We start from the raw sequence: 24,900 nt of genomic DNA on the forward strand, positions 1-24,900 counted from the left end.
ATGCGCGGGCCGCCCGCGAGGGCGGGTGGGTCAGGCGGGCGCGGAGTCGCCCAGCGTACGGATGAACGTGTCGGAGTCGGTGTCGTAGCCCCGCAGCGCCGCGTGGAACTCCCAGGCACCCGAATCGCGCCGGCGGAACTCCGCGACGGTCGCCGCGACGGAGCCGGCGACCTCGGTGAAGTCGCCGGCGGCGAGGACGGCGTAGCCCTCGACGACCTCGAACGCGGGGTGCAGGACACCCGCGAAGTCACGTCGCACCGGGCGCTGCTGGATGGTGACGCCGACGACGACGCGGTCGTACCGCTCACTCAGCCGGCCGAGATCGAGCGTCATCACCTCGTCCCAGCCGAAGCCCTGGCCGGTGCGGCTGTCGTGGTTCAGCCAGATCGTGCCGTCGGGCGACCTGCTGTCGTAGTGCACGACGTACGCCGGCCCCGCGGACCCGCCGCCGCTGCCCGGCAGCGGCCGCAGGCCGGCCCGCTCGTACGGCCCGGCGACGACGTCGAGATCGGTCGGTGGCTGCCCCAGCGGACTGGGGTCCCACTTCAGCCGTACCTCGACCCGTTCGATTCCCTTGCCGACACCGCTCATCCGGCATCACCCTCCCCCAGTGTTCCTGCGTCGATTAACTCCGGTGTGCCCGGCCGCTGTCCACTCATTCCGCCACCCGGCCCCCGGCACCGTCGCCTTCCGGCCAGCGCGGGCGGCGCCTGCGGTGTCCCCGGGCTCAGCCGGCAGCCCAGGTCACCTCGTGGCGCAGGGCGGCGGCGGTCCGCCGTATCCACGGCAGCGCGGCGTACAGCGCGTCGCCGGGGCAGTCGGTCTCGTAGACGTCGCGGTGGCCCGATATCGCGTTGAGCTCCACCGACGTGCCCTTGCGGAAGCGGCTCTCGCTGTTGCTGGAGACCAGCCGCACCCGGCCCGCCGGGTCGACGTCCTGGTCCAGCTTCCAGGCCGCTATGGCCGCTATGGCCTCCAGCATCGGCCGCGGCAGCGGCTGTCCCGGGCCGAAGTTGCCGAGCGCCGCCACGCCGACGGTGTCGATGTTGAACCCCTCGGTGTGGGCCCCCCGCACGTCGCGGTCGACGCCGCCCGCGCGTCCCTCGTAGATCGTGCCGCACTTGTCGACCACGAAGTTGTATCCGAGGTCGTCCCACTTCAGCACGTGCACGTGCCGGTCCTCCATCGCCTGGAGCATCGCGGGGACGTCCCGTTTGCAGTCGTAGTCGTTCGGGTTGTCGGTGTGGTGCACGAAGATCGCCTTCACCGAGTGGTCGTAGAGCGGCTTGGTCGTCACGTCCGCCGCGTGCCAGGCGGTGCGCGGGACGATGAGCGGTCGCAGCGAGGCCAGGCGCGGGGCGTCACCGCCATGGCGTGAGTCGAACCCATGGCGGGCCGGAGCACAGCAGGTCACGAGGAACACCAGCGTCATGAGGGACGCGGGCACCCTGACCCGGTCGGGGCGCATGGCCCCCAGCCTGCGACCTCGCGGGCCGGCCGGACATCCGTGCGAGGCCGTTCGGGTGACGCGCGCTGACCGCGCGGCCGTCCGTGCCCCGGCCGGCGTCCGGCCGGCCGGCGTCCGGCCGGCCCGCGGCCGGCAGCGGCCCGGTCCCCGGGATTCGGCCCGGTTCCGGGTATTCAGCAGGGAATCGGCCAAGATCGGTGCATGTCGACCTATCTTTACCGACTCGCCCATTTCGCGTTCCGGCGCCGGCGCCTCGTGCTCGCGGTGTGGCTGGCCGCCGCGGTCGCCGCGATCGCCCTCGCCCAGGCCAGCGGCGGCAAGACCAACGACGACTTCACCATCCCCGGCACCGAGGCGCAGAACGCCTCCGACGTGCTGTCCGCCAAGCTGCCGGCGTTCAGCGGCGGCCAGAGCACCATCGTCTTCGCCACGCACGGCGGCGCGAGGATCGCCGACCCCCGGAGCCGGGCGGTCATCGCCACCGCCCTGGGCCGGGTGCGATCGGTGCCGCAGGTCTCGTCGGTGGTCACGCCGTACCAGAACGGGCTGATCTCGAAGAGCGGGCAGATCGCGCTCAGCCAGGTGCAGTGGTCGGCGAAGGCGCCGGACGTGAAGGACGCGAACCTCGACGCCGTCAAGGCGGCGATGCAGCCGGTGCGGGCGGCGGGCATCCAGGTCGAGTACAACGGCAGCGTCTATCCGGGCTGGCGCACGGAGGTCTCCGAGGCGCCCGAACTCGTCGGCCTGGTGATCGCGTTCGTCATCCTGATGATCACCTTCGGCGCCCTGGCGGCCGCGGGCATGCCGATCCTGAGCGCGGTCATCGGCGTGGTCACCACGCTGATGGGCATCACGGCCGTCGCCTCGGTGCTGACGATCGCCTCGGCGTCGACCACCGTCGCGCTGATGCTGGGGCTGTCCTGCGGCATCGACTACGGTCTGTTCATCCTCTCCCGGCACCGCACAAACCTGCTGAACGGCATGACGCCCGCGCAGTCCGTGCCGCTGGCGGTGGGCACCGCGGGCAGCTCCGTGGTCTTCGCCGCGCTCACCGTCGTCATCGCGCTGTGCGGGCTGACCGTCGTCGGCATCCCGTTCCTGACGGTGATGGGCCTGGCCGCCGCGGCGTCGGTGTCGGTCGCGCTGCTGATCGCGCTGACGCTGCTGCCCGCGGTGCTGGGCTTCGCCGGGCAGAAGGTCGCCCGGTTCACCCGGCTGCCGGGGTTCGGCGCGCACGCCGAGCGGGTCGCCCGCCGGGCGGCCGCCGACCCGCAGAGCACCGCGGGCGCCGCGTGGGCCCGCTTCGTCGTACGCGACCGGGTGCCGGTGCTGATCGGCGGCGTCGCCCTGCTGGTGGTGCTCGCCGTCCCGGCGCTGTCCATCACGCTGGGCCTGCCCAGCGGCGCGTCGAAGCCGACGAGCGACACCCAGCGCAAGGCGTACGACCTGACCACCGAGGGCTTCGGGGCGGGCTTCAACGGCGCGCTGCTGATCGTGGTGCAGGGCGTGGACAGCCCCGCGGACACCCGCCACGTCGCCGGGACGCTCGCGAAGGTGCCGGGCGTGGTGCAGGTGACGCCGCTGGCCGCGCAGGGCGGCGTCTCGCTGATCCGGGTGATCCCGCGGTCGGGGCCGAACGACACCGCCACCGCCGACCTGGTGCACCGGCTGCGCGACGAGCGGTCCGTGATCGAGGACGGCACCGGCACGCACATCCTGGTCGGCGGCACCACCGCGTCCAACATCGACGTGTCGGCCAAACTCTCCGGCGCCCTGCCGGAGTTCCTCATCGTCGTGGTCGGACTCGCCTTCGTGCTGCTGACGTTCGCCTTCCGGACCATCCTGGTGCCGATCAAGTCGATCCTCGGCTTCCTGCTGTCGATGGCCGCGGCGCTCGGCGCGCAGGTCGCGATCTTCCAGTGGGGCTGGGGCCGGCACCTCTTCGGGATCACCCCGAGCGAGACGATCAGCTTCCTGCCGATCATCATGCTCGCGATCATCTTCGGACTCTCCAGCGACTACGAGGTGTTCGTGGTGTCGCGGATCAAGGAGGAGTACACGAAGCACGGTGACGCGCGCGAGGCGGTCCGCCGCGGCACCGGCCTGTCCGCCCGCGTGGTCACCGCGGCCGCGCTGATCATGTTCTCCATCTTCGTGGCCTTCATGTTCACCGACGACCCGACGATCAAGGCGATCGGCTTCAGCTTCGCGGCCGGTGTCGCGCTCGACGCCTTCGTCGTACGGCTGACGCTGGTGCCGGCCGTGATGGCGATCGTCCGCGCCAGGCTCTGGTACCACCCGCAGTGGTTCGACCGGCACATCCCCGATCCGGACATCGAGGGGCAGCGGCTGGAGCGGCAGTTGGCGGAGGGGCGGCTGGCCCGGGCGGGCGTGGGCGACGAGGCGGACGGCTGAGCGGTCGGCGGGGTCAACCCGGCCACGGTGGTGCGCGGCCTGACCGTGTTCGGCCGAGGGCCTGGTGGAGAAGCGCCGCCGCGTCGGGATGTCCGTGGTGGAAGGGGTGCGCGAGCGGCTGGTGCACGCCTGGCGGCGGCGCTCCGCCGAGCGCGACGCCGCAGGTCACGGACCCGGCGGATGCCCCGGAGGCCCCGGGTGCGCCCGGCGGCGGCGCGGGGTCAGTGCGCGGCGCTGACGTACATGTGGGTCGGCAGGTCGAGCCACCAGCGGGCCGAGGCGCGGACGGAGGCCAGCGGGTGGGTCGCGGCGAGCCCGCCCAGGACGGCGGTGTGGCGGCCGATGGCCAGCGAGTACACCGCGTGGTGCAGCACGTCCTCGGCGGCGCGGCTGCCGGCGCCGGCGGTGGCCGCGGCGGTGTGCCGGGCCAGCAGTGTCTGCCACCGCCCGGCCGCGCTGGCGCCGCCCATGTGGCCCAGCGCCTGCACGGCCGCCGACTGCACCGCGCCGGGCAGGCCCTGCCGGGCGGCGAGCGCCTCCACGAACGGCCGCTCGGCGGGCGTCCCGACCACCCGCAGCGCCTCCAGCAGCCGTACGGTCCTGGCCGGCGCCAGCGCCGGGCGCTGCCGGGCCAGCTCCCACACCAGGGTGTCGGCGACCGGCCCGCGGTAGGGCGTGGCGCGGATGAGGAAGCCGGCGTACAGCCGGTCGTCGGAGAGCGGCGCGTCGAGCAGCTCGCCGACCAGGACGGGCAGCAGCAGATCCTGGAACTGCGGCAGCTCCCTGGCCAGCATCGCGGTGCTGCGCGCGGTGATCAGCGGATGCAGCCGGCCGGTGGCGCCCTGTCCGGCACCGCCGGACCGCGCGTCGGTGTCCGGCCGGGGGAGGCCGCCGGGGGCGCTCGCACGGCTCGCACCGCCGGGCCCGCCCCGCGGCGCCGCGCCACCCTGGCGCAGCCGGGCCGACAGCCGGCCGGAGACCTCCGGGGGGAGCAGCCGCAGCGCCGCCGCGGCCAGCGGATACGCCGGGTCCCCGCGCCGCGCCGGGTCGGCCAGCACGTCCAGCACCGCGTCGGTCACCGCGTCGCGCTGCTCGGCGGTGAAGTGGTGCTCGCGCAGCTTGCGCACGGTGGCCAGCAGGGCGCCGGTCAGCGCGTCGCCGTTGGTGGGCGCCCGCAGCTGCGCGACGACGTGCCGGGCCGCGTCCGGGTGGGTGCTGGCGTCCAGCATGCTCAGCGTCTCGATGAACACCCGGCTGCCGGGGCTGGCCGCCCAGTCCCCGCAGGTCGCGATCGCGGACATCCGGCTGCCCGGGTGGTTCAGCAGCCGTAGGTACGCCTCGAAGCGCGGCTTCCACGCCTCGCCGTCGGCGGCGACCGTCTCGACCAGCAGCCGGTGGCAGACCGCGTCCCACTCCCTGCGGCGCAGGCGCAGCCCCGGCTCCGAGACGATCCACGCGGTCGCCTCGTCCCAGTCCCGCCCGGTGAGCGTGTCGGTGGAGTCCAGCCGCTCCAGCAGGCCCTCGCCGCGGCGGCGTTCGCCCGCCGTGGGCGGCGCCGCCCGCGCCGCGGGACCGGCCGAGGGGAGCGCGGCGGCGGCCGCCGAGGGCGCGGAGGTCAGGTAGCGGGTGATCACGTCGACCGTCGACAGCAGGCTGCCGGACTCCAGCGCCAGCACCTCCTCGTAGCGGCGCACCGCCGCGCGCTCCACCGCCACCAGGCCGTTCTCCCAGCGGGAGACCTTGCTCGTGCTGACCGCCCCGGGATGGCTGCCGCCGGCGAACGCGGCGGTGAAGGTCGCCGCCCGGGTCCACCGGTCGTCCGCCGCGTACAGCCGGTTGACCCGCAGCAGCCAGCCGATCCGGCCGCGCAGCACCGCGGCCGGGGCCGCGCCGCCCGGCAGGCCGCCGGTCGCCGGTGCGGCGCGGCCCGTCCCGCCCCCCGCCGGCCCGGCCGGTCGCGGCGCCTGCGCCGGCCGCCACGGTCGTCCACGTCCCACCCCGTACCACCCCCACGCGGCCCGGCCGTTGTTTGTTGCAGCCGCGTCGTACCGGTGCAACGCGCCCACCGCCCCCGCGGTCGGGTCGCCTAGTCTCGCCCACGCCGGAGACGATCTCCCGTATTCCCAGCCAAAGTCCACACACCGTCCGGAAGACCGACGAGTGCGTCCACGCCGGGTCCGCATCCCCGGCAGCCGCCCGCGACCTGGGGGGAAGCGGAGAGCGGCGAGGGGGCGTACGGCCGGCGGCGGCGCCCTGCCCACGGCGCGGGCGCCGCCCCCGCGTTCGCGCGTTGACCGAGACTGGTCGCTGCCCCTTGCCGGCGCCGCCGCGCCACGAGAACGCCCCGGCCCCACGCCTGGGTGTCAGGCGTGGGGCCGGGGCGCTGTGCGGTCCGGAGGGCGCGGGGTCAGTTGGCGACCCACTGCGACCAGGACATGTTCCAGCCGTTGATGCCGTTGCTCGGGGGGATGATCTTGTCGGGGGAGTTGATCACCTGGACGACGTCGCCGATCAGCGAGTGCGCGTAGAACCAGGCCGCCGGGGTGGTCGGGTCGCCGCCGCCCTTGACGTCGCGCAGGCCGACGCAGCCGTGGCTGGTGTTCTCGTGCCCGAAGACCGACGCCGGCCGCCAGTAGTTGCCGTGCGCGAACGTCCCGGAGTCCGACAGCCGCATGCCGTGCGGCACGTCCTTGATGTGGTAGGCGGCGCCCAGACCGACGGTGTGGGAGTCCATGTCCACCACCGGGTCCTTCTCCTCGATCACCATCTTGCCGTTGTACGTGGTGTGCTGGGCGTCGCCGAGGCTCGCGGGGAACTCCTTGTACAGCGCGCCGCCGCGGTAGATCTTCAGCGTCTTGGCGGTGTTGTCGGCGATCGAGGTCTGCGAGCGGCCGACCACGAAGGACACGTCCTTGGACTGCTGCCCGTACACGCCGGGGGCCGTCTTCACGCCGTTGAGCCGCAGGTGCAGGGTGACCTTGGTGCCGGGCGCCCAGTAGTTCTCCGGGCGGAAGTCGATCCGCTGGTTGCCGAACCAGTGGCCCTGCACGTCCACCGCGGGGCTCGCGGTGACGGTGATCCCCTTGTGCACCTCGGCCTGGTTGACGACCGGCTTGTTGAAGCGGATCGACACCTCCATGCCCACGCCGTACGTCGACCCCGGGTTGATGTTGAAGTTGCCGTAGTTGACGGCGGCCGGGGTCAGCGTGGTGAAGGTGGTCTGCTGTACGGCGGTGCGCCCCTGGGCGTCGGCCGCGGTCGCGGAGACGCTGTAGCGGGTCGCGGTGTGCAGGTGGCCGGCCGGCGTCCAGCTGCTGCCGTCGGCGGATATCGCGCCGTCGACGGCGCCGTCCGGGCCGCTCACCGTGACCTTGGTCAGCTTGCCCTGCGCCGCGGAGACCTTCAGCGCGCCTGAGGTGTCGACCCCGGTGGCGCCGTTCTTCGGCAGGATCGACAGCTGCGCCGCCGAGGTGGTCGGCGGCGCGGCCGCGACGCCTCCGGCCTTGCCGTCCTGGCTGCCGCCCGACCCGCCCGACCCGCTCGAACCGTTCGTGTGGCCGCCGCACGCGGCCGTCGCCAGGAGCGTGACCCCGGCGGCCAGGGCGACCAGGCCCCGCCCCGCCCTGTTGACCCCAAGCCGTCCGCGACCCGCGGGCGTGGCCGCGTCAGCCGTCCGTACCGAAAGCAATGCAATCTCCTGTCGCGATGACACCTCATAGGCGCCCACCAGCGCAGCGTGCGAACGCGCACGGTCCGGTGATGCCGCGGGACTCCCCTGCGTGCATCCTAAGGTCCAGACCCCTCAGGACAGCCTGGCCGGACGTACGGTTGCAAGGCTGTGACGCGGCTCAGCGCGCGGGCGTGCGCCGGGGGTGCGACGGGGGTGCGACGGAGGTGCCGCCGGCCGCAGCCACGCTCGGGTGGTCCGCCCCACCCCGCGCGGTGCGGGGGGCGGCCGATCGGCTTCGCCGGTCAGCGAGCAGCGGTACGACGGCGAGAACCACCACCTGCGCGGGATGCCCGCCCGAGCGGGCGACCGGGCCCTGCGGCCGCCGCGCCCGGACGCCGCAGAGGTGCCCGCGGCGCACCCCCTCGCGGGATCGCCCGACCGGACCCGCACGGCTGCCAGGACGTCACGCGGGACGGCGCCACCACGCCGTCCCGTGTGACGTCACCAAGTCCCGCCCGCACCCGTGGGACCCCGGCCGGGCCTGCCTCGGGAGGGGACCGATGCGCCGGACGCTCGACGGCGTGACCGTCCGGGTCCCGTCCCGGCCGCGCCGGCGGCGTCCTCGCGACGCCCGGCCTGGAACGCGTCCTGGTCTGCGCGCTGACCCGCGGACCGGCGACGAGGCCGCCGCCGACGGCTCGTCCTGCGCGCCGGCGGCGCCGCGCAGGCACCCTGACGGCGAAGCCGGGGCGTGCCGCGGGGCGTGCGGCGGGGCGATCAGTTCGGGGTGAGCACCATCCGGTAGCGGGCCGCGCCGGAGAGCATCTTGCGGTAGGCGGCGTCCGCCTCGGCCAGCGGCACGACCTCGACGGTCGGGGTGATGCCGTGCAGCACGCTGAAGTCCATGGTGTCCTGCACGTCCTGGGCGGTGCCGGACGGGTGGCCGCGGATGATCCGGCCCTTGAGCAGCAGCTGCAGCGGGCTGACCGCCAGCGGTTCGGGGTCCGCGCCGATGGCGATCAGCTCGCCGCGCGGGGTGAGTCCCTCGACGGTCGCCGAGATGGCGGCGGAGCTGCCCGCGGTGGCCAGCACGGCCTTCGCGCCGCCGAGCGCCTGGAGGGCCTCGGCGACCGGCGTGCCGGCGGTGCTGTCGATGTAGTGGTGCGCGCCGAGCCGCTTGGCGAACTCGCCCTTCTCCGCGCCGCGCGCGATCGCGACGGTCTCGAAGCCCATCGCGACGGCGTACTGCACGCCGAGGTGCCCGAGCCCGCCGATGCCGAGCACGGCCACCACGTCGCCGGGCCGCGCGGAGCTGCGCCGCAGCCCGTTGAAGACGGTCACGCCCGCGCAGGCCATCGGTCCTGCGTCGGTGGCGTCCAGCCCGTCGGGAATCCTGGCCAGCGCGTCGGCCGGGGCGATCACCGCCTCGGCGAATCCGCCGTCGTAGGCCCAGCCCGGGACCTTCAGGTTGTCGCACACCACGAAGTCGCCCTGCCGGCAGGGCCGGCAGTGGTGGCAGCTGCCGCCGAACCAGCCCACCGTGACGCGGTCGCCCGTCTGCCAGCCGAGCTCCCGCGCCCCGGCGCCCAGCTCGTCGATGCGCCCGGCGATCTCGTGTCCCGGCACCAGGGGGAAGGTCACCCCGGGCACCGCGTTCTCGACGAACACCGTGTCGCTGTGGCAGATCCCGCAGGCGTCCACGGCGATCCGCACCTGGTCCCGTCCCGGCTCCCGCACGTCCCGCTCGGTGATCTCGAACGACCCGCTCGCGGCGGGGACCTGTGCCACGCGGTACGTACCCATCCGGACCTCCACGGGAGTGCCAGAAAAAACGGACATCACGTCCATCACACCACGTCCGGGCAGGGTCCGCGCGCCGGCCTCAGCGGCCGGGCAGCCGGGTGGTGATCTCCTGGAGCACCCAGCCGTTGCCGTCCGGATCGCTGAAGGACGCGAACGAGGAGTAGCTGGTCCGCCGCGGGTCGGGGCCCGGCACCCGGGCCTCCTCGCCCGCGTGGTGGAAGACCCCGCCGGCGTCGTGGAACACCGGGCCGACGTCCACGCCGTGGGCGGCGACCTCGGCCCTGGCCGCCTCGATGTCCTCCACGACCAGGTGCAGGCCGCCGGCCGAGCCCGGCGCCGCCGAGCTGACCCGGGCGCCGAAGATGACCGAGCACGCCGAGCCGGGAGGTGTCAGCTGGACCACGCGGAAGCCGTCGTCGGCGGCGACGTCCGCGTCCAGCCTCCAGCCGAGCCCCTCGTAGAAGGTCTTCGCCCGGTCGACGTCGGAGACCGGCAGCACCACGACTTCGAGCCTCATGTCCACGAGCCGACTCCTTGCCGGAAGAGAGCGAAACGGACGGATAATCCCAGTAAAGCAGGATTCATTTCGGCCGCTACGCAGGGATCGAGGAGCATCCATGGAGTTCCTGGTCGACATGGTGACCACCGTTCCGGAGGGCGCCAGCGAGGACGACGTGGCGCGGATGCGCGGCCGGGAGGCCGCGCGGTCGCGGGAGTTGGCGGCGCAGGGCAGCCTGCGGCGGTTGTGGCGGCCGCCGCTGGCGCCCGGCGAGTGGCGCACCTGGGGGCTGTTCCGCGCGGAGGACGCCGAGCGGCTGGAGGAGGTGCTCGCCTCGATGCCGCTGCGGGCCTGGCGGCAGGACACGGTCACCCCGCTCGCCCCGCACCCGAACGACCCGGGCCGGTAGCCGGCCGCCGGGCCCGCCGGCCGCCGCGGCGCGCAATGGGCCGGGCGGGTGGGACCCGGGCCGCCGCCTTCGGCGCGCGGGTGAATGCGGCGGTGGGACGCTGACCGGATCGGCCGCCGCGGTAGGAGTCCGGCCGTGCTCCGCAACCATCGCAACGATCAGCTTCCGGGCGCGCGGCCCGGTCCCGTCGAGTCCGCCCGCCAGGCCCGCCAAGCCCGTCAGGCGCGCCGGCCCCGGCGCACCTGGGCGGCCGCCCTCGTCTCGGCGGTGGCCCTCGCCGTGACGGCCGCCGCCGCCGGTCCCGCGGCCCCGGCCGCCCCGCACCCCCTGCCGGGGGCCGCGCACGCGCGCCCTGGGGCCGCGCACGGCGACGAACTGTCCCCCGACATCAGGGCGATCATGGCCAAGCCGGCCTACCGGCACGCCCAGTGGGGCTGGCTGGAACTGGACGACAGCACCGGCCGGGTCATCCACTCCCAGTACCCCGACCAGTTCTTCATCCCCGGCTCGACGGCCAAGCTCGTCAGCGTGTCCGGCGCCTGGCACACCCTGGGCAGCAACCACCGGTTCACCACGCCCGTGCAGGCCCTCGGCCACCGCCACGGCTCGGTGCTCGACGGCTCACTGGTGCTGGTCGGCGAGGGCGACCTCACCATGGGCGGCAGGACCGCGCCGGACGGCACGGTGTCGTACACCCCGATCGACCACACCTACGCCAACGACGTCCCCGGCGCGACGCTCACCCCCGAGAACCCGCTCGCCGGACTCGACCGGATCGCGCGCCAGGTGCGCCGCTCGGGCATCACCCAGGTGCACGGCGACCTCGCTGTCGACGACCGGCTGTTCACGTCCTTCGACGGGCTGGACCCGACGCCGACCCCGCTGATCGTCAACGACAACGTGATCGACCTGCTGACCGCGCCCACCGCCCCCGGGAGGCCCGCGCGGCTCAGCTGGCGTCCGCAGGTCGCGCCCTACCGCGTGACCTCGACGGTGCGCACGGTCGCCGCCGGCGGGACCACCGACATCGAGGTGTCCGCCTCGCCCGACGGCACCCGGATCACCCTGTCGGGCACGATCGCGGCGGACGCGCAGCCGGTGCTGCGCAACTCCCCCGTCCATGACCCGGCGGCCTTCGGGCGCACCGCGCTGATCGAGGCGCTGGCGCGGGCCGGCGTCACGGTCGGCGCGCGGCCGACCGGGCCCAACCCGACCTCGGTGCTGCCGGACAGCTACCGCGGGACGCAGCGCGTCGCCGCGTACGTGTCCCCGGTGTTCTCCCAGTACACCAAGCTGATCTTCAAGGTCAGCCACAACCTGGGCGCGAACCTGTCGATCTGCCTGATGGCCGTCTCCGCGGGCAGCCACCGGTGCGAGGACGGCTTCCCGGTGCTCAGGGACTTCCTGGTGCGGGCCGGCATCGATCCGACGCAGGCCCAGCTGCTCGACGGCCGCGGCGGCAACCCGGTCGACCGGGTGACGCCGCGGCTGGAGAACGAGATCCTGCACTACTGGCAGGGCACCCCGGACGCCGACCTGTTCCGGGAGGCGCAGCCGATCCTCGGCGTCGACGGCTCGCTGGCGAGCGTGTGCGAGGGGCAGCCGGTGTGCCCGGGGAGGGGCAAGGTGTGGGCGAAGCCCGGCACCGTCGCCGGAGGCGACGCGCTCAACGAGCGCCTCGCCATCGGCGCCCAGACCATGGGCGGGTACCTGGCCGCGGGCCACGGCCGGCTGCGCACGATCTACCTCGCGGTGAACGGCGCGTCCGCCCCCGACATCGAGGGCGCCATCGGCCTGATCGACGACCAGGCCCGCATCCTCGGCATCCTGCAGCAGCAGGCCGAGGCCGGACGCTGACCCACCCGCCGCCGTCACCCCGCAGGGCCCCCGGCCGCCGGACGCGGTCGGGGCCCTCGTACGTGCCGCGGCGACCCCGGGGACGGGCCCTAGCCCAGCGTGACCGCCGCGGAGGCGGTCAGGCCGCCGGAGGCGACGGTCAGTTCGACCTGCCCGGCCCGCACCGCGGTCAGCGTCGCGGACGTCAGGTCGAGCACCGCCCGGGTCCGCGACCGCCGCCGCGCCGCCCGCACCTCGGCCGGCGAGGCCGCGACGACGAGCCCGTCGCCGCCGCTCCACACGACGGTGGCCGGGAACCGCAGCGGGAAGCGCAGCCCGAACTCGCTGGTGACGCCGGTCGCGGCGACCGGCGCCGCGTCACCCACCGCGAGCCGCGCGGGCGCCGCCAGCTCGATCCCGTCGATCAGCGGGCGGCTCTCCGCCCGCAGCCAGTCGCGGGTCTGCGGGCTCGGCTGCCCGGCGTGCACGCGGGCCGGCCGGGGGTCCACGGCGACGTGCATCCAGCCGAAGAAGCCGCCCTGGTCGGGCGAGCTGTACGGGGTCTTGCCGACGGCGGGGGTGGTGACCTCCAGCACGCCGTCGGCGCGGCTGACCGACGCGGTGTGCGCGTGGCCGGTGAACAGCGCGATCGGCTTGCCCGAGACCTCCCTGAAGTCCGCGAGCCACCGCTTGAAGAGCCCGGCCTGCAACGGGTCGGAGAGCTGGGACGCGCCGGCCCCCGACGGGTCCTGCAGCGGGTGGTGGAAGGAGACCACCACGCTCGTCACCGAGCGGTCCTTCGCGGCCTTCGCCAGCTCCGCCTGGAGCAGCGGCACCTGGTCCCAGTCGGAGGTGCGCATGTCGCCGGTGTGGGAGTCCAGCAGGATGAAGCGGGTGCCCTTGTGGTCCAGCACCTGCCGGTTGGGCCGGCCGGTCAGCGCGAGGAACGCGTCGAGGCCGCCGGTCGCCGCCAGGCCCGCCTCGTGGTTGCCGGGCGTCCAGTGGACGGGCAGGTCGTCCGGTACGTGGTCGCGCAGCAGCCCGAGGGCCAGCTCGAAGTCGGCGGGGTTGTTGTTGTCCACGAAGTCGCCGTTGACCAGGATGAAGTCCGGCCGGCTCGCCACCACCTGGTCCAGCGCGGTGCCGGCCTGCCGCCCGGAGAAGGAGTCGAGCCCGGTGGCCGCGCTGACGTGCAGGTCGGAGAGGACCGCGAAGGTCCACCTGCGGTCGGGCAGCGCGCCCTGCTCCACCACGTAGGGGTCGGGCTGCGGCGGCTCCGAGACGTCCGGCTGCCGGCCGACCTGCGCCGCGAGGCCGTCGAAGTCCAGCTGCCCGGCGTCCTTCGCGGTCTGCGAGGTCTCCGCGAGGTACAGCCGCAGCAGCGTGACCGGCTCGGAGAAGCCGGCCGGGAGGTCGCCGACGACCCGCCGCCAGCCGGTCCAGTCGACGGTGGTGGCGAAGGTGAAGGGCACGTTGGTGGTGCCCTGGGAGTACACCATCGCGCGCAGCCAGTGGCCGCGGCCGTCGCCGTTGACCCACAGCGCGAGCTTCTTCGTGCCCGCGGGCAGCGTGATCGGTCCGCCGCCGGCCACCGCGTACGCCGCCGAGGTGCCGGATTGCCCGGTGAAGTCGTAGGTCAGCCGCAGGGCGTGGTTGCCGGCGGCGGCCCCCGGCCGGTCGGGGGCCGCGACCAGGGCGACGGACGCGGCGCCGCGCGCCGCGGTCGCCGTCCAGCTCTCGCCCGGCTCGAACTCGGCCAAGGCGACGTCCACCAGGCCCACCGAGACCGGCAGCCTCGCCCGCACGCCCTGGACCGTGGCGGTGACCGTCGCCGACCTGCCGCCGGCGTCCGCGGCGCCGGTGACGGTGAAGCCGCCGTCGGCGGCCGCGGTCACCGTGAGCACCGTGCGGTCGTAGTCGAGGGTCACGTCGCGCGGCGCGACCGGGGCGTCGAAGCCGTCCGCGTCGGTCCCGGTGAGCCGGACCTCCACCGCCGCGCCCGGGTCGATGGTGACCGCGCGCTGGGTGAACGCCAGCCGGTGCAGGTCGCCCAGGACGCGCAGCCCGTGCTCGCCGCGCGCGGAGCCGGACCGGGCGCGCAGCACCCCCGCGCCCGGCCGCCCGGCGCGGAACACGCCGTGCTCGGCGCGGCCGAGCGAGCCCGGGTCCGCGCTCCACTCCACCGGCCGGCCGTCCACCGCCGCAGGGCCCCAGCTCTCGTCGTAGCCGGCGACCCGCACGTCGACGGTCAGGCCGGGGACCACCCGGTCGGCCTGCGGGCGGACGTCGAGGCCGTGCAGCCGCCCCGAGCCCTCGCGGGCGAACAGGCCGACGCCGTCGGGCACCGGCCGCTCGCCGCCGTCCGACGGCGTGTTGACGACGCCGGCCGCGGTGTCGCCCGGCCGGCGGGCGACCAGCTCGGTGGAGCCGCCGCCGTCGAGCATGAACGCGTCGGCCGCGCCCAGCCGCACCATTAGCGCGGCCATGTCGTCGAAGCCGAGGCCGGGGGAGAAGTTCGCCGACCCGTCGACCGCCACGAGCAGCAGCCGCCGGCCGCCGGCCGGCCAGCCGATCGCGGTGCGCGGCTTGGGCGCGTCGTTGCCGGTGCTGGGCGGGAAGTCGATCGCCGCGCCGTCCCTGACCAGCACCGATCCGCTGCCGAGCGCCATCCGCAGGGCGGCCGGCGCGTCGCTGTGCGGGGCGAAGGCGACGCTCACCCGGTCCCCCGGGCGGGCGGTGGCGAGCAGGCCGGCGGCCGCGCCGCGGCCCAGCACGACCAGTCCGTCGTCCGGCACCGGCGTGGCGGTGATCCGCCCGCCGACCGAGGTGACGACACCGCCGGACACCACGAGTTCGGTGTACGGGCCGGGGTCCTGGATCAGGGTGCGGTCGCCGGGCCCCCACAGCGGGGTGAACACGCTGATCCCGTCGGCCGGAGCGGACGGGGAGTTGACCGCGGCCAGCGGGCGCGGCACCCCGGCCACCGTTACCGTGCCGGTGATCACCAGGTCGGCGAGCCGGGCGATCCGGTCGGCGCCGACGGCCGCGACGGTCGACGGCTGGGCGGTGCCCTTGCGCACCCGGCCGCCCTGGATCTCCGGGCCCTCGGCCGCGAAGGTCTCGGTGATGTCGAAGTAGTCGCCGTTGACCGCGGCGACCGCGTGCTGCGCGCTCGCCGCCTGCGTCAGCGGGCGCGCCTGGCTGACCCGGTCCGCGATCAGGTCCACCTCGACGGACCGCTCGCCCAGGTCGGCGTTGAGGACGTGCGCCCGCAGCCATCCGGTGCGGCCGAAGACGTCGAAGGAGGTGAGCGTGATGCCGGGCGCCACGGGCGTGTCCACCCGGTCGCTCTGCACCGACTCCCCCGGGACGGTCAGCCGGTACGCGGGCGCCGCTCCCGCCGCGGGGTCCCCCGGCGGGAGCGCTCCCGCGGCGCCCGGCGCCGGCGCCCGCCCCTCGGCGGCGACCGCGACGCCCCCGGTCGCGGCGAGCCCGGCGGCCACCGCGCCGACGATCAGCCCGCGCCGCGTCATCTGCCCTGTGCCACTGCTCTCGTTGTCCATGACGCAGCAGGCTAGGCCGTGTCCGAGGGCCGCCACCCTACGGCCAGTTGAACCGCGAGGTGAGCGCGGATGTCAGCTCCCCCGAGGAGTCCCCTCCGGGGACGCTCTTCCCGGGCTGCCTCAGACGCGCGCGGGGCCCGCCCTGCGGGCGGCGCCGTGCGGTGTGCGCGGACGCGCACGGATGTGCGGGTCGTCCGGGCGGGCCTCCTCCGGGGACGGCCCCTGCCCTGCGGGCGGGCGGCGCCGTGCGGTGTGCGCGGACGCGCGCGGACGCGCACGGACGCGCACGGATACGGGTTGTCCGGGTGGGCCCGGTCCGGGGGCGGCCCTCCTGGGCCGCGCCGGATGGGGGTGCGCCCGTGCCCAGCGCCGGGTGGCGCGGACCGGCGGGCGCTGTACGGCGCGTGCGGATGCGGGTTGTCCGGGCGAGCCCGGTCCGGGGGCGGGCGGGTGGCGCGGTGCCCGGACGTCCTGGTGCGGTGCGTGCGGACGTGGGCGGATGTGCGGGTCCTCCGAGCCGGCCCGGTCCGGGGGCGGCCCTCCTGGGCCGCGCCGGATGGGGGTGCGCCCGTGCCCAGCGCCGGGTGGCGCGGACCGGCGGGCGCGGTGCGGCGCGTGCGGACGTGCACGGATGCGGGTTGTCCGGGCGGGCCCGGTCCGGGGGCGGCCCTCCTGGGCCGCGCCGGATGGGGGCGGGCCCGTGCCCAGCGCCGGGTGGCGCGGACCGGCGGGCGCGGTGCGGCGCGTGCGGACGTGCACGGATGCGGGTTGTCCGGGCGGGCCCGGTCCGGGGGCGGCCCTCCTGGGCCGCGCCGGATGGGGGTGCGCCCGTGCCCAGCGCCGGGTGGCGCTGTACGGCGCATGCGGACGGGCACGGATGCGGGTCGTCCGGGTGGGCCCGGTCCGGGGGCGGGCGGGTGGGGCGGTGCGGCGCGCGGGTGCGCGCGGATGTCAGGGGTCCGACGGGTGCGCCCGGCGTTTCGCGCCGGTGCGGCGGCCGGCCGGCGATCCGTCGGCGCTCAGCCGCTCGATCACCAGCACGGCGGCGTCGTCGGCCGGTTCGCCGCCGATGTGGTCGAGCAGGTCGCGGTGGATGTGCCGCAGCAGCACCTCGGGGCTCGTCGCGGGGAAGCCGGCGACGCGTTCGGCCAGCGGATAGAAGGTCCCGGCCGGTGACCGGGCCTCGATGACGCCGTCGGTGCAGAGCACGAGCATGTCGCCGGGGACGAAGGCGAAGGGGCCGGCCCTGCGGCCCGCGAGGGCCAGCTCGCCCAGGCCGAGCGGCGGCTCGTAGTGGCGGGAGGGCAGGACGGCGGTGCCCTGCTCGTGCAGCAGCAGCGGAGGGGGGTGGCCGCAGTCGATCATCTCGGCCGGGCCGTCGCCGTCCGGCAGGTCGAGCACGAGGGCGGTGACGAAGTGCTCACCGCGGTCGGCGCCGCCGACCTCCTCCAGATTCCGGCTGAGGCTGTCCTCCATGACGGACACCAGCTCGGGCAGGCCGTCGTAGCGGTGCGCGCCCTCGCGGAACGCGCCCAGCACCACCGACGCCTCGCCGATGGCGCCCAGACCCTTCCCCCGGACGTCGCCGATGATCACCCGGGTGGCCGGCTTCGCGGCGCGTGCGACGGCGAAGAGGTCGCCGCCGATCTTCGCCTCGTCCTCCGAGGCCAGGTAGAGCCACGACACCCGCAGCGCGCCGATCCGGCGGGGCGGCGGCCGCAGCAGCACGCGCTGCGCCGCCTCGGCCACCGACCGTGCCCGGCTCAGCTCCCGGTGCCGCCGCTCCTTGATCAGCGACACCAGGACCACCAGCGTGGACAGCACCGCCAGCGCGATGACCTGCGCCATGTGGTTGGGCGTGCCCAGACCGCCGTGGTAGACGCCGATGAGCAGCTGCGCCACCACCGCCCCGGCCCCGGCCAGCGCGGTCATCCGCGGGCCGGCGATGGAGGCCGTCAGGGCGGGGGCGATGACCAGCAGCGGGCCGAGGTGGACGTCGTCGGGCAGCGACAGGTCCACCGCGGTGATCGCCACGATGAGTGCGAACGGGATCGCCACGAGCCCCCGGCTCAGCGGCTGCGCCAGGAGACGGCCCCCCGACATGCGTCGGACACGCATGCACCATGCCTGCCCCGCCGGGCCTCGGCTACTCCCGTTCACGGCGGTCGCAGCCCGCCCGTCGTGCGCGGGCGGGCCTCCGCCCCGGGCGCGGTGGCGGCGCGGCCTGCGCGGGACGGCCACGGCGACGGCCGAACCCCGCGGCCGGCGGCCGCGGTCGGCGGCCGCGGCCGGCCGCCGGTCAGCCGCGCCGGTCCAGCTCGGCGGAGATCTCGGCGAGCGCCTCCAGCCGCCGCTCCAGGCTCGGGTGGGTGGAGAACAGGGTCGCGCCCACCGTGCCCTCCTTGAACGCCGGGGTGAAGAAGAAGGCGTTGAACGACTGGGCGGTGCGCAGGTCCTCGGTGGGGATGCGGGCGACCCCGCCGCTGACCTTGACCAGCGCGGACGCCAGGTCGGAGGGCCGGCCGGTGAGCTGGGCGGCCGACCGGTCGGCGGCCAGCTCGCGGTACCGCGACAGCGCCCTGATCAGCAGGAAGCTGAGCGCGTACACGAGCGCGGAGACGGCCAGCACGGAGGCGAGCAGCGCCGCGGTGTTCTGGTCGTCGCGCCGGTCCCGGCCGCCGAACAGCTCGGAGTAGAAGGCGAAGCGCACCAGCAGCCCGGCGAGCACCCCGAGGAACGAGGCGATCGTGATGACCGCGACGTCCTTGTGCGCCACGTGGGACAGCTCGTGTGCGAGCACGCCCTCCAGTTCGGCGGGTTCCAGGCGGCGCAGCAGGCCCGTGGTCACGCACAGCACGGCGTGGTCGGCGTTGCGGCCGGTGGCGAAGGCGTTCGGCATGTCCATCTCGGAGATGGCCACCCGCGGCTTGGGCATGTCGGCCAGCGCGCACAGCCGGTCCACCGTCCCGTGCAGCTGCGGCTGCTCCTCGGGCGTGACCGCTTTCGCGTGCATGGCGAACAGGGCGATCTTGTCGGAGAACCAGTACTGGACCGCGAGCAGGCCCGCCGCCACCAGGACCACCACCACGACGGACTTCAGCAGGGCGACCAGCACGGCGACGAACGCCACGTACACCAGTCCCAGCAGGAAGATCACGGTCACCATCCGGACCGTCAGCTTCCGGTCAGCGGCGAAACGGCTGTGCATGGCGGTTCACCTCCTCTTCACCCCGGGATCAGGCCGTCGCCGGCGAGCAGCTCCCTGACCCTTTCCATGGTGGCGTCGGCGTCGGGCAGGATCAGCTCCGAGGGGACGATCCGCTCGGCCGGCAGCCGCGTGCCCAGGTCGCGCACGGAGTACAGCAGGGCGGTCAGGGCGTGTGCGAAGGCGGTCCCGTCGCCGTCCTCGACGGCCTGCTCCAGCCAGCCGTCCAGGACGTTCAGCTCCTGGAGGTGCTCGTCGTCGACCTGCCACTGGCCCTCGCCGAGAATGCGGACGATCATGCCGTGTCACGTCCCTTCGCGCGTGGTTCCCCCGGGCCCCCGCCGGCCGTCCCGCTCCGGTGCCGCCTCACCTCCTGCTGCTCCGCCCTCACCTCCACTTTCCCACCATCGCGCCCGGTCAGCCGGTCTGCGCCCGCCGGGTGCCCCGCGTGACGCGTCGGGCACGCCGGGCGACGGGCGCGGCTGGGGTGGCGGCTCCGCCGCCCGGCGCCCCGCCTGCCCGCCGCGCCCTGCGGGGACCCTGGGGTCAGGCGCCCGCCCGGATGAACCCGCGGAAGGCGGGCAGAAGCCGTCACGCCGGTACCAGGAGGAGGCGGTCGTGGCGGAGACGGAGACCCAGCCGGAGATCGAGCCGGGGATCGAGCCGGAGGCCGGGGGCGGGACGCGGGCGGCCGACGGGGACGGGGACGGCGCGCCCGTGCGCACCGACGCGCCGTACCGCGCGCACGCGGTCCGGGGCGGCGGCCCCCGCGACGGCGACCGCTGGCATCTGAACGTGCGGTGCCTCGACGACCACCCCGACCGCGGCGAGGTCGACGCGCTGGTGGTCACCGTGTCCCCGCGGACGCCCGGCGACCGGTTCCCCGCGGCGGACCTGGACCGGATGCTCGCCCAGTGCGGCTTCGGCCGCGACGGCGACTGGTCGGACGACCGGTCGGAGTCGGAGGAGGACGCCGGCTGGTCCGCGCCCTGCCGCCAGGCGGACGCGGGAGCCGCGCCGCCCGCCCCGCCCGTCCCCGGGTAACCGCCGGACGCCGCACGGCACGTGGTCACGAGTGGGTCACGGCCGACCGGCCGTGCAGCAACCCCCGCACGCCCTCCGTCTGGATTGTTGTCAACAGCATGGCGACGACGACGGGGGAGGTGGGATGCGCGCCGATGACGTAGCGGACTTCAGCGCGTTCGTGTCCGCGAGATCGGGGGCCCTGTTCCGCACGGCGGTGCTCCTGACGGGGGAGCGGGAGGCGGCGGAGGACCTGGTGCAGTCCACGCTGGAACGGTGCTGCCGGCACTGGCGGACCGTCAGCAGGGCCGACGCACCCGAGGCGTACGCCCGCAGGATCCTGGTGAACCTCGTGCACGACGGCGGCCGGCGCCGCCGCCACCGCGAGGTGCCGCTGGAGCCGGAGAACGGCGGCCGCCGGGAGGGCGGGGGCGGCGCGGACCTGCCGCCCGATCCGTACCGGCAGGTGGTGCTGCGGGACGCGCTGGTCCAGGCGCTGCGGACGCTGCCGGCCGGCATGCGCACGGCGGTGGTGCTGCGCTACTTCGACGACCTGCCCGACGCGGAGATCGCCGCGGCGCTCGGGATCTCCGAGAGCGCCGTGCGGTCGCAGGTCGCCCGCGGACTGGCCAAGTTGCGAGCGGCGGTGCGGGACGGAGCCGTCCGGTCGCCCCAGGGAGGTGACCGATGAACACGGGCAACCGGAGCGAGCCGGGCGGGACGTCGGCGTTCGAGGAGGAACTCGTCGCCGCGATGGGGGAGTTCGCCGACCGGGAGCGCCCGCCCGCGTTCGACCCGCGGTCGATGGTGCGGGCGCGCTCGCGCGGCTCCCGGCGGCTGGCCGCCGGGGTGGTCACGCTCGCCGCGGCCGCCACCGCCGCGGTGCTGCTCCTGACGGCCGGCGGCGGCGGGCAGCCGGGACCGGCACCGGTGCCGCCGGCGACGGGGGCGGCCGTCTCACCGTCGCCGACCGCCGTCGACGGGAGCCTGCCGCCGCCCGGCGCCGGGTCGGTGGACCAGGACACCGCGCTGCTGCGCCTGTTCACCGCCGCGGCGATGTCCCGGAGCCAGGACACGACACGGCGGGTCGACCTGCCGGAGGTGATGTCGCTCTTCGCCGACGCGCACAGCTACCAGCAGGTCTGGGGGACCGACGGCAGCGGCGTCACCTGCGGCACGCGGCCGGACGGTGTGGTCGTCGACTCGCCCGACGACGTGCTGCTCTACCGCGGCACGTCCTCCCTGCACCGCAGGGTGGCCGTCGCCTTCGACGACTCGGGGCGGATCACCGGCGTCACCTGCGGCGTGCCGTACGCGCACGGCGGCGACCCGGCGGTCGCCGCCCGCTACGGGGCGATGGTCGGCGCCGGGCACGCGCCGGTGGACTGCGGGCGCCCGCGTCCGCGGCTCTGGCTCGCGCACGCCCCGGCGTCCGGCACCGTGGTGCACGGCTGGACCCTCGCCCTCGACGGCGGCGCGCCCTTCACGGTCGGCGTCGACGGCGCGGGGAAGGTCACCGTGCACTGCACGGCGTGACGGCGGCGGGCCGGACCCGGACACCGGGTCCGGCCCGCCGGCTGCCGGTGCCCCACCCGGCCCGGCTCAGCCGGCGGCGAGCAGCCCGAGGGTGTCGACCACGCGGTTCGAGAAGCCCCACTCGTTGTCGTACCAGGCGACGACCTTGATGTGGCGGCCGTCCACCCGGGTGAGCGCCGAGTCGAAGATCGCGGAGGCCGGGTTGCCGGTGATGTCGGACGAGACCAGCGGGTCGTCCGAGAACTCCAGGATGCCGGCGAGCGGGCCGTCGGCGGCGGTGCGGTAGGCGGCGAGCACCTCGTCGCGGGTCACGTCGCGGGCGACGGTCGTGTTCAGCTCGACGATCGAGCCCACCGGGACCGGCACCCGGATCGAGTCCCCGGACAGCCTGCCCTCCAGCTGCGGCAGCACCAGGCCGATCGCCTTGGCGGCGCCGGTGGTGGTCGGCACGATGTTGACCCCGGCGGCGCGGGCGCGGCGCGGGTCGCGGTGCGGGCCGTCCTGCAGGTTCTGCTCCTGCGTGTAGGCGTGCACCGTGGTCATGAAGCCGTGCTCGATGCCGGCCAGCCCGTCGAGGACCGCGGCCAGCGGCGCGAGCGCGTTGGTGGTGCAGGAGGCGTTCGAGACGACGGTGTGCGCCGCCGGGTCGTACGCGTCGGTGTTGACGCCGAAGGCGAGGGTGACGTCGGCGCCCTGCGACGGCGCGCTGACCAGCACCTTCCTGGCGCCCGCGGTGAGGTGCGCGCGGGCGGCCTCGGCCGAGGTGAAGCGGCCGGTCGACTCCAGCGCCAGGTCGACGCCGAGGTCGGCCCACGGCAGGGCGGCGGGGTCGCGCTCGGCGAGCACGGCGATGCGGTGGCCGTCGACGACCAGGTCGCTGCCCTCGACGGTCACCGGGCGGCCGAGCCGGCCGGCGGTCGAGTCGAAGGCGAGCAGGCGGGCGAGGGCGGTCGGTTCGGTGAGGTCGTTGACGGCGACGACCTCGAGGTCGGTGTCGCGTTCGAGCAGCGCGCGCAGCACGTTGCGTCCGATGCGGCCGAATCCGTTGATGGCGATGCGAGTCATGGCGTAGGTGTCCCTTCCTTGTCCTTTCGCCCTTCCAGGCTCGCGCGCCGGATCGGCCGGTGACAGCGGCGGGAGCGCCTCGGTCCGCAAGGATCACGCCACCTGACCACGGCACCTGCGCGCTCGGGCGCTACTCGCCCCGGGTGAAGGTCCGCCGGTACTCGGTCGGCGTGGTGCCGAGGATCTGCTGGAAGTGCTGCCGCAGGTTGGCGCCGGTGCCGAGCCCGGTGTCGGCGGCGATCTGCTCGACGCCGCGCCCCGACCGTTCGAGCAGCTCACGGGCGAGGTCGATGCGGGCCCGCATCACCCACTGCATCGGCGTGTAGCCGGTGTCCTCGACGAAGCGCCGCGAGAAGGTGCGCGCCGACACCGCCGCGTGCCGGGCGAGCGCCGCGAGGGTGAGGGGCTGGTCGAGCCGGTGCAGCGCCCATTCGCGGGTCGCGGCGAACCGCTCGCCGATCGGCTCCGGCACGCTGCGCGGCACGAACTGCGCCTGGCCGCCGCTGCGGTAGGGCGCCGCGACCAGCCGCCGGGCCGCGTGGTTGGAGGCCGCCACACCGAGGTCGGCGCGCAGCACGTGCAGGCACAGGTCGATGCCGGACGCGGCGCCGGCCGAGGTCAGCACGCTGCCCTCGTCGACGAAGAGCACGTTCTCGTCGACCCGCACGAGGGGGTGCCGGGCGGCGAGCTGCCGGGTGTAGTGCCAGTGGGTGGTGGCCCGCCGGCCGTCGAGCAGGCCGGTGGCGGCGAGCGCGAAGGCGCCGGTGGAGATGGCGGCCAGCCGCGCGCCGCGGGCGTGGGCGGCGGTCAGCGCGTCGAGGACGGCGGCCGGCGGCTGGTCGCGGTCGGGGAACCGGTAGCCGGGGATGAAGACGATGTCGGCCCACGCGAGCGCGTCCAGGCCGTGCGCGACGTGGTACGACAGGCCGTCGCCGCCGGTGACCAGGCCCGGCGCGGCGCCGCACACCCGCACCTCGTACGGCATGCTCGCCCGGGTCGAGAACACCTGCGCGGGGATGCCGACGTCGAGCGGTTTCGCGCCGCCGAGCACCAGGACGGCGACGCGGTGCAGGCGGGAGGCGGACACGGGGACAGGCTATGCGCGGCCGCGCCGCCCGGTCGGTCCGCCACCCGCCGGGGGCTACTTGCCCGCGCCGACCGGGTCGACGACCAGCCCGGAGGTGGGGCTGTTGCTCGCCGCGACGTTGACGACGAGCGCGATGGTGTGGGAGTGCGTCTCGTTCGGCGGGGTGACGATCAGGCTGGTGAAGGTCACGCCGCTGCCGCCGCTGGTGTTCGGCGGGACGTGCAGGGTGAAGCGGGTCGCCTGACCGGGCCGCAGGGTGACGTCGGGGGCGGCGATCGTGCTGCGCGCCGCGCTGACCGTGCCGTCGCGGCCCTTGAGGTCCACCCCGGGGAAGCCGTGCAGGGTGCAGGCGGCGGCGCCGGTGTTGGTGAGGTCGATCAGCAGCTCGCCCTCGCCCATCCCGTGCGAGGTGCTGAAGGACAGGTGCGCGGTCCGGCAACCGCTGCCGCCCGCGGCGGCCTGGGCGGCGCTCCCCGAGCCGTTCGTGGCGCCGTTCGTGGCGCCGTTCGTGGCGCCGGTCGTCGAGCCGGACCCGTCGGTGGCGCCGCCGGCCGACGCGAGCGCCTGGCCGTCCACGGAGGGGCTGCCCTGCGGGGCCGCCGTGCCGCCGGAGGAGCCCGCGCCGCCGTCGGCCTGCGCGGCCGCCGTGGACGCGGAGCTGTTCGGGGCCGCGGCCTTGGTGCCGCCGCTGCTGCCGCAGGCGCTCAGCGAGAGGCCCGCTGCCACTGCGACGAGGGCGACTGCCGAGATCTTCCGAACGCGCATCTTCTCTCCTCATGAGCCGGCGGCCGCCGTGCCGGGCGCGCCTTCCGTCCTTCCAGACACCCCCTCGGCCAGGGCAGTTGCGGGCCTACGGCACCCGGACACGCCTGTGACATGCGGGTCGACGTGCCGTGACGCACGGAACGCGCCCGTTGCCGCGAGGAGTACGGCGAACGGCCGGCGGCCGGCGTACGGCGCGGCGGCCTTCCGTCAGCCGGCGACCACGACCTGCCACACGACGGCCAGCCGCGGCGGCTCCAGCAGCACCCAGTGCGCGAACATCCCCGGCAGCACCTCCGCCCGCAGGCCGACGCCGTCCGGCGTGCCCACCCCGAGCGCGGAGGCGTCCGCCAGCCGGTCGAGCGCGGCGTGGATCTCCTCCCGCCGCTCCGGGTCGTACGTGCCCAGCTCCATGGCCACCTCGGCGGTGGTCGTCACCCGTACGCCGCTCACCCGTCCACCTCTTCCGCTCGCGTCGCGCGCTGTTCCTGCGGGTCCGCCTGCCCGCAAACCGCGGGTGCAGGCAGCGGCCGCCGGGCGGCATCCCGACGCCTCTCCC

The 24,900-nt window shown here is 75.5% G+C and carries 20 protein-coding genes; 6 read left to right on the plus strand and 14 right to left on the minus strand.

Annotated elements, in window-relative coordinates; translation table 11 throughout:
- Nucleotides 1–30: 30 nt before the first annotated feature.
- Nucleotides 31–591 (minus strand): TerD family protein, encoded by a 561-nt coding sequence (locus V2S66_RS21005; protein WP_330797447.1) that lies wholly within the window; start codon nt 589–591, stop codon nt 31–33.
- A 136-nt stretch (nt 592–727) separates the two neighbouring features.
- Nucleotides 728–1,468: a peptidoglycan recognition protein family protein gene (locus V2S66_RS21010; RefSeq protein ID WP_330797448.1), complete on the minus strand. Its 741-nt coding sequence runs from the start codon at nt 1,466–1,468 to the stop codon at nt 728–730.
- A 201-nt stretch (nt 1,469–1,669) separates the two neighbouring features.
- On the opposite strand from V2S66_RS21010, the gene V2S66_RS21015 reads away from it, so the two are divergent.
- Entirely contained in the window at nt 1,670–3,883 is a 2,214-nt protein-coding gene (locus V2S66_RS21015; protein ID WP_330797449.1) for an MMPL family transporter, read from the plus strand.
- A 221-nt stretch (nt 3,884–4,104) separates the two neighbouring features.
- Here the strand turns inward: V2S66_RS21015 and V2S66_RS21020 are convergent, their stop codons facing one another.
- The 4 genes from V2S66_RS21020 to V2S66_RS21035 all read right to left on the minus strand — a co-directional run bounded on the left by V2S66_RS21020 (nt 4,105) and on the right by V2S66_RS21035 (nt 9,879).
- The gene (locus V2S66_RS21020; protein ID WP_330797450.1) at nt 4,105–5,880 is read right to left on the minus strand and encodes a hypothetical protein; all 1,776 of its coding nucleotides are present in this window, start codon (nt 5,878–5,880) and stop codon (nt 4,105–4,107) included.
- A gap of 410 nt (nt 5,881–6,290) precedes the next feature.
- On the minus strand, nt 6,291–7,571 hold the full coding sequence (locus V2S66_RS21025; RefSeq protein ID WP_413966445.1) for a L,D-transpeptidase: 1,281 nt from the start codon (nt 7,569–7,571) through the stop codon (nt 6,291–6,293).
- Between the two features lie 759 nt (nt 7,572–8,330).
- The gene (locus V2S66_RS21030; RefSeq protein ID WP_330797451.1) at nt 8,331–9,356 is read right to left on the minus strand and encodes an alcohol dehydrogenase; all 1,026 of its coding nucleotides are present in this window, start codon (nt 9,354–9,356) and stop codon (nt 8,331–8,333) included.
- Nucleotides 9,357–9,435: 79 nt separating this feature from the next.
- A complete protein-coding gene (locus V2S66_RS21035; RefSeq protein WP_330797452.1) occupies nt 9,436–9,879 on the minus strand; it encodes a VOC family protein in 444 nt (147 codons plus the stop codon).
- 94 nt (nt 9,880–9,973) lie between these two features.
- On the opposite strand from V2S66_RS21035, the gene V2S66_RS21040 reads away from it, so the two are divergent.
- Nucleotides 9,974–10,264, plus strand: a complete 291-nt coding sequence (locus tag V2S66_RS21040; RefSeq protein WP_330797453.1) for a muconolactone Delta-isomerase family protein — start codon at nt 9,974–9,976, stop codon at nt 10,262–10,264.
- 135 nt (nt 10,265–10,399) lie between these two features.
- Entirely contained in the window at nt 10,400–12,121 is a 1,722-nt protein-coding gene (gene dacB / locus V2S66_RS21045; protein ID WP_330797454.1) for a D-alanyl-D-alanine carboxypeptidase/D-alanyl-D-alanine endopeptidase, read from the plus strand.
- 89 nt (nt 12,122–12,210) lie between these two features.
- On the opposite strand, the gene V2S66_RS21050 is transcribed toward dacB, so the two are convergent.
- The 4 genes from V2S66_RS21050 to pspAA all read right to left on the minus strand — a co-directional run bounded on the left by V2S66_RS21050 (nt 12,211) and on the right by pspAA (nt 19,167).
- Nucleotides 12,211–15,663, minus strand: a complete 3,453-nt coding sequence (locus V2S66_RS21050; protein WP_330797455.1) for a phosphodiester glycosidase family protein — start codon at nt 15,661–15,663, stop codon at nt 12,211–12,213.
- Between the two features lie 951 nt (nt 15,664–16,614).
- Nucleotides 16,615–17,721 (minus strand): PP2C family protein-serine/threonine phosphatase, encoded by a 1,107-nt coding sequence (locus V2S66_RS21055; RefSeq protein ID WP_330797456.1) that lies wholly within the window; start codon nt 17,719–17,721, stop codon nt 16,615–16,617.
- Nucleotides 17,722–17,962: 241 nt separating this feature from the next.
- Entirely contained in the window at nt 17,963–18,871 is a 909-nt protein-coding gene (gene htpX, locus V2S66_RS21060; protein ID WP_330797457.1) for a zinc metalloprotease HtpX, read from the minus strand.
- Nucleotides 18,872–18,888: 17 nt separating this feature from the next.
- Entirely contained in the window at nt 18,889–19,167 is a 279-nt protein-coding gene (pspAA, locus tag V2S66_RS21065) for a PspA-associated protein PspAA (RefSeq protein WP_330797458.1), read from the minus strand.
- Between the two features lie 319 nt (nt 19,168–19,486).
- Between pspAA and V2S66_RS21070 the strand changes: the two genes are divergently transcribed.
- From V2S66_RS21070 to V2S66_RS21080, 3 genes are all read left to right on the plus strand, one after another.
- Nucleotides 19,487–19,912: a hypothetical protein gene (locus V2S66_RS21070; protein WP_330797459.1), complete on the plus strand. Its 426-nt coding sequence runs from the start codon at nt 19,487–19,489 to the stop codon at nt 19,910–19,912.
- 124 nt (nt 19,913–20,036) lie between these two features.
- Nucleotides 20,037–20,582 carry a SigE family RNA polymerase sigma factor gene (locus V2S66_RS21075; RefSeq protein WP_330797460.1) on the plus strand — a complete coding sequence of 182 codons (546 nt, stop codon included), beginning with the start codon at nt 20,037–20,039 and terminating at the stop codon, nt 20,580–20,582.
- Nucleotides 20,579–21,427 (plus strand): hypothetical protein, encoded by an 849-nt coding sequence (locus V2S66_RS21080; RefSeq protein ID WP_330797461.1) that lies wholly within the window; start codon nt 20,579–20,581, stop codon nt 21,425–21,427. Before V2S66_RS21075 ends, V2S66_RS21080 begins: the two co-directional genes overlap by 4 nt.
- A gap of 66 nt (nt 21,428–21,493) precedes the next feature.
- Here the strand turns inward: V2S66_RS21080 and gap are convergent, their stop codons facing one another.
- The 4 genes from gap to V2S66_RS21100 all read right to left on the minus strand — a co-directional run bounded on the left by gap (nt 21,494) and on the right by V2S66_RS21100 (nt 24,794).
- The gene (gene gap, locus V2S66_RS21085) at nt 21,494–22,492 is read right to left on the minus strand and encodes a type I glyceraldehyde-3-phosphate dehydrogenase (protein WP_330797462.1); all 999 of its coding nucleotides are present in this window, start codon (nt 22,490–22,492) and stop codon (nt 21,494–21,496) included.
- A gap of 130 nt (nt 22,493–22,622) precedes the next feature.
- On the minus strand, nt 22,623–23,579 hold the full coding sequence (locus V2S66_RS21090; protein WP_330797463.1) for a GlxA family transcriptional regulator: 957 nt from the start codon (nt 23,577–23,579) through the stop codon (nt 22,623–22,625).
- A 54-nt stretch (nt 23,580–23,633) separates the two neighbouring features.
- Nucleotides 23,634–24,344: a DUF4232 domain-containing protein gene (locus V2S66_RS21095; protein WP_330797464.1), complete on the minus strand. Its 711-nt coding sequence runs from the start codon at nt 24,342–24,344 to the stop codon at nt 23,634–23,636.
- A 207-nt stretch (nt 24,345–24,551) separates the two neighbouring features.
- Nucleotides 24,552–24,794: a hypothetical protein gene (locus V2S66_RS21100; protein ID WP_330797465.1), complete on the minus strand. Its 243-nt coding sequence runs from the start codon at nt 24,792–24,794 to the stop codon at nt 24,552–24,554.
- Nucleotides 24,795–24,900 lie beyond the last annotated feature (106 nt).

The sequence above is a fragment of the Actinacidiphila polyblastidii genome, from assembly GCF_036353415.1.
Classification (GTDB): Bacteria; Actinomycetota; Actinomycetes; order Streptomycetales; family Streptomycetaceae; genus Actinacidiphila; species Actinacidiphila polyblastidii.

Excerpts from the sequence above, each read along its gene's own strand:
- V2S66_RS21050 (WP_330797455.1), bottom strand. The coding sequence starts at position 15,663 with ATGGACAACGAGAGCAGTGGCACAGGGCAGATGACGCGGCGCGGGCTG.
- V2S66_RS21010 (WP_330797448.1), bottom strand. The coding sequence starts at position 1,468 with ATGCGCCCCGACCGGGTCAGGGTGCCCGCGTCCCTCATGACGCTGGTG.
- V2S66_RS21075 (WP_330797460.1), top strand. The coding sequence starts at position 20,037 with ATGCGCGCCGATGACGTAGCGGACTTCAGCGCGTTCGTGTCCGCGAGA.
- htpX (WP_330797457.1), bottom strand. The coding sequence starts at position 18,871 with ATGCACAGCCGTTTCGCCGCTGACCGGAAGCTGACGGTCCGGATGGTG.
- V2S66_RS21095 (WP_330797464.1), bottom strand. The coding sequence starts at position 24,344 with ATGCGCGTTCGGAAGATCTCGGCAGTCGCCCTCGTCGCAGTGGCAGCG.
- V2S66_RS21080 (WP_330797461.1), top strand. The coding sequence starts at position 20,579 with ATGAACACGGGCAACCGGAGCGAGCCGGGCGGGACGTCGGCGTTCGAG.
- V2S66_RS21030 (WP_330797451.1), bottom strand. The coding sequence starts at position 9,356 with ATGGGTACGTACCGCGTGGCACAGGTCCCCGCCGCGAGCGGGTCGTTC.
- gap (WP_330797462.1), bottom strand. The coding sequence starts at position 22,492 with ATGACTCGCATCGCCATCAACGGATTCGGCCGCATCGGACGCAACGTG.
- V2S66_RS21005 (WP_330797447.1), bottom strand. The coding sequence starts at position 591 with ATGAGCGGTGTCGGCAAGGGAATCGAACGGGTCGAGGTACGGCTGAAG.
- pspAA (WP_330797458.1), bottom strand. The coding sequence starts at position 19,167 with ATGATCGTCCGCATTCTCGGCGAGGGCCAGTGGCAGGTCGACGACGAG.
- V2S66_RS21015 (WP_330797449.1), top strand. The coding sequence starts at position 1,670 with ATGTCGACCTATCTTTACCGACTCGCCCATTTCGCGTTCCGGCGCCGG.
- V2S66_RS21040 (WP_330797453.1), top strand. The coding sequence starts at position 9,974 with ATGGAGTTCCTGGTCGACATGGTGACCACCGTTCCGGAGGGCGCCAGC.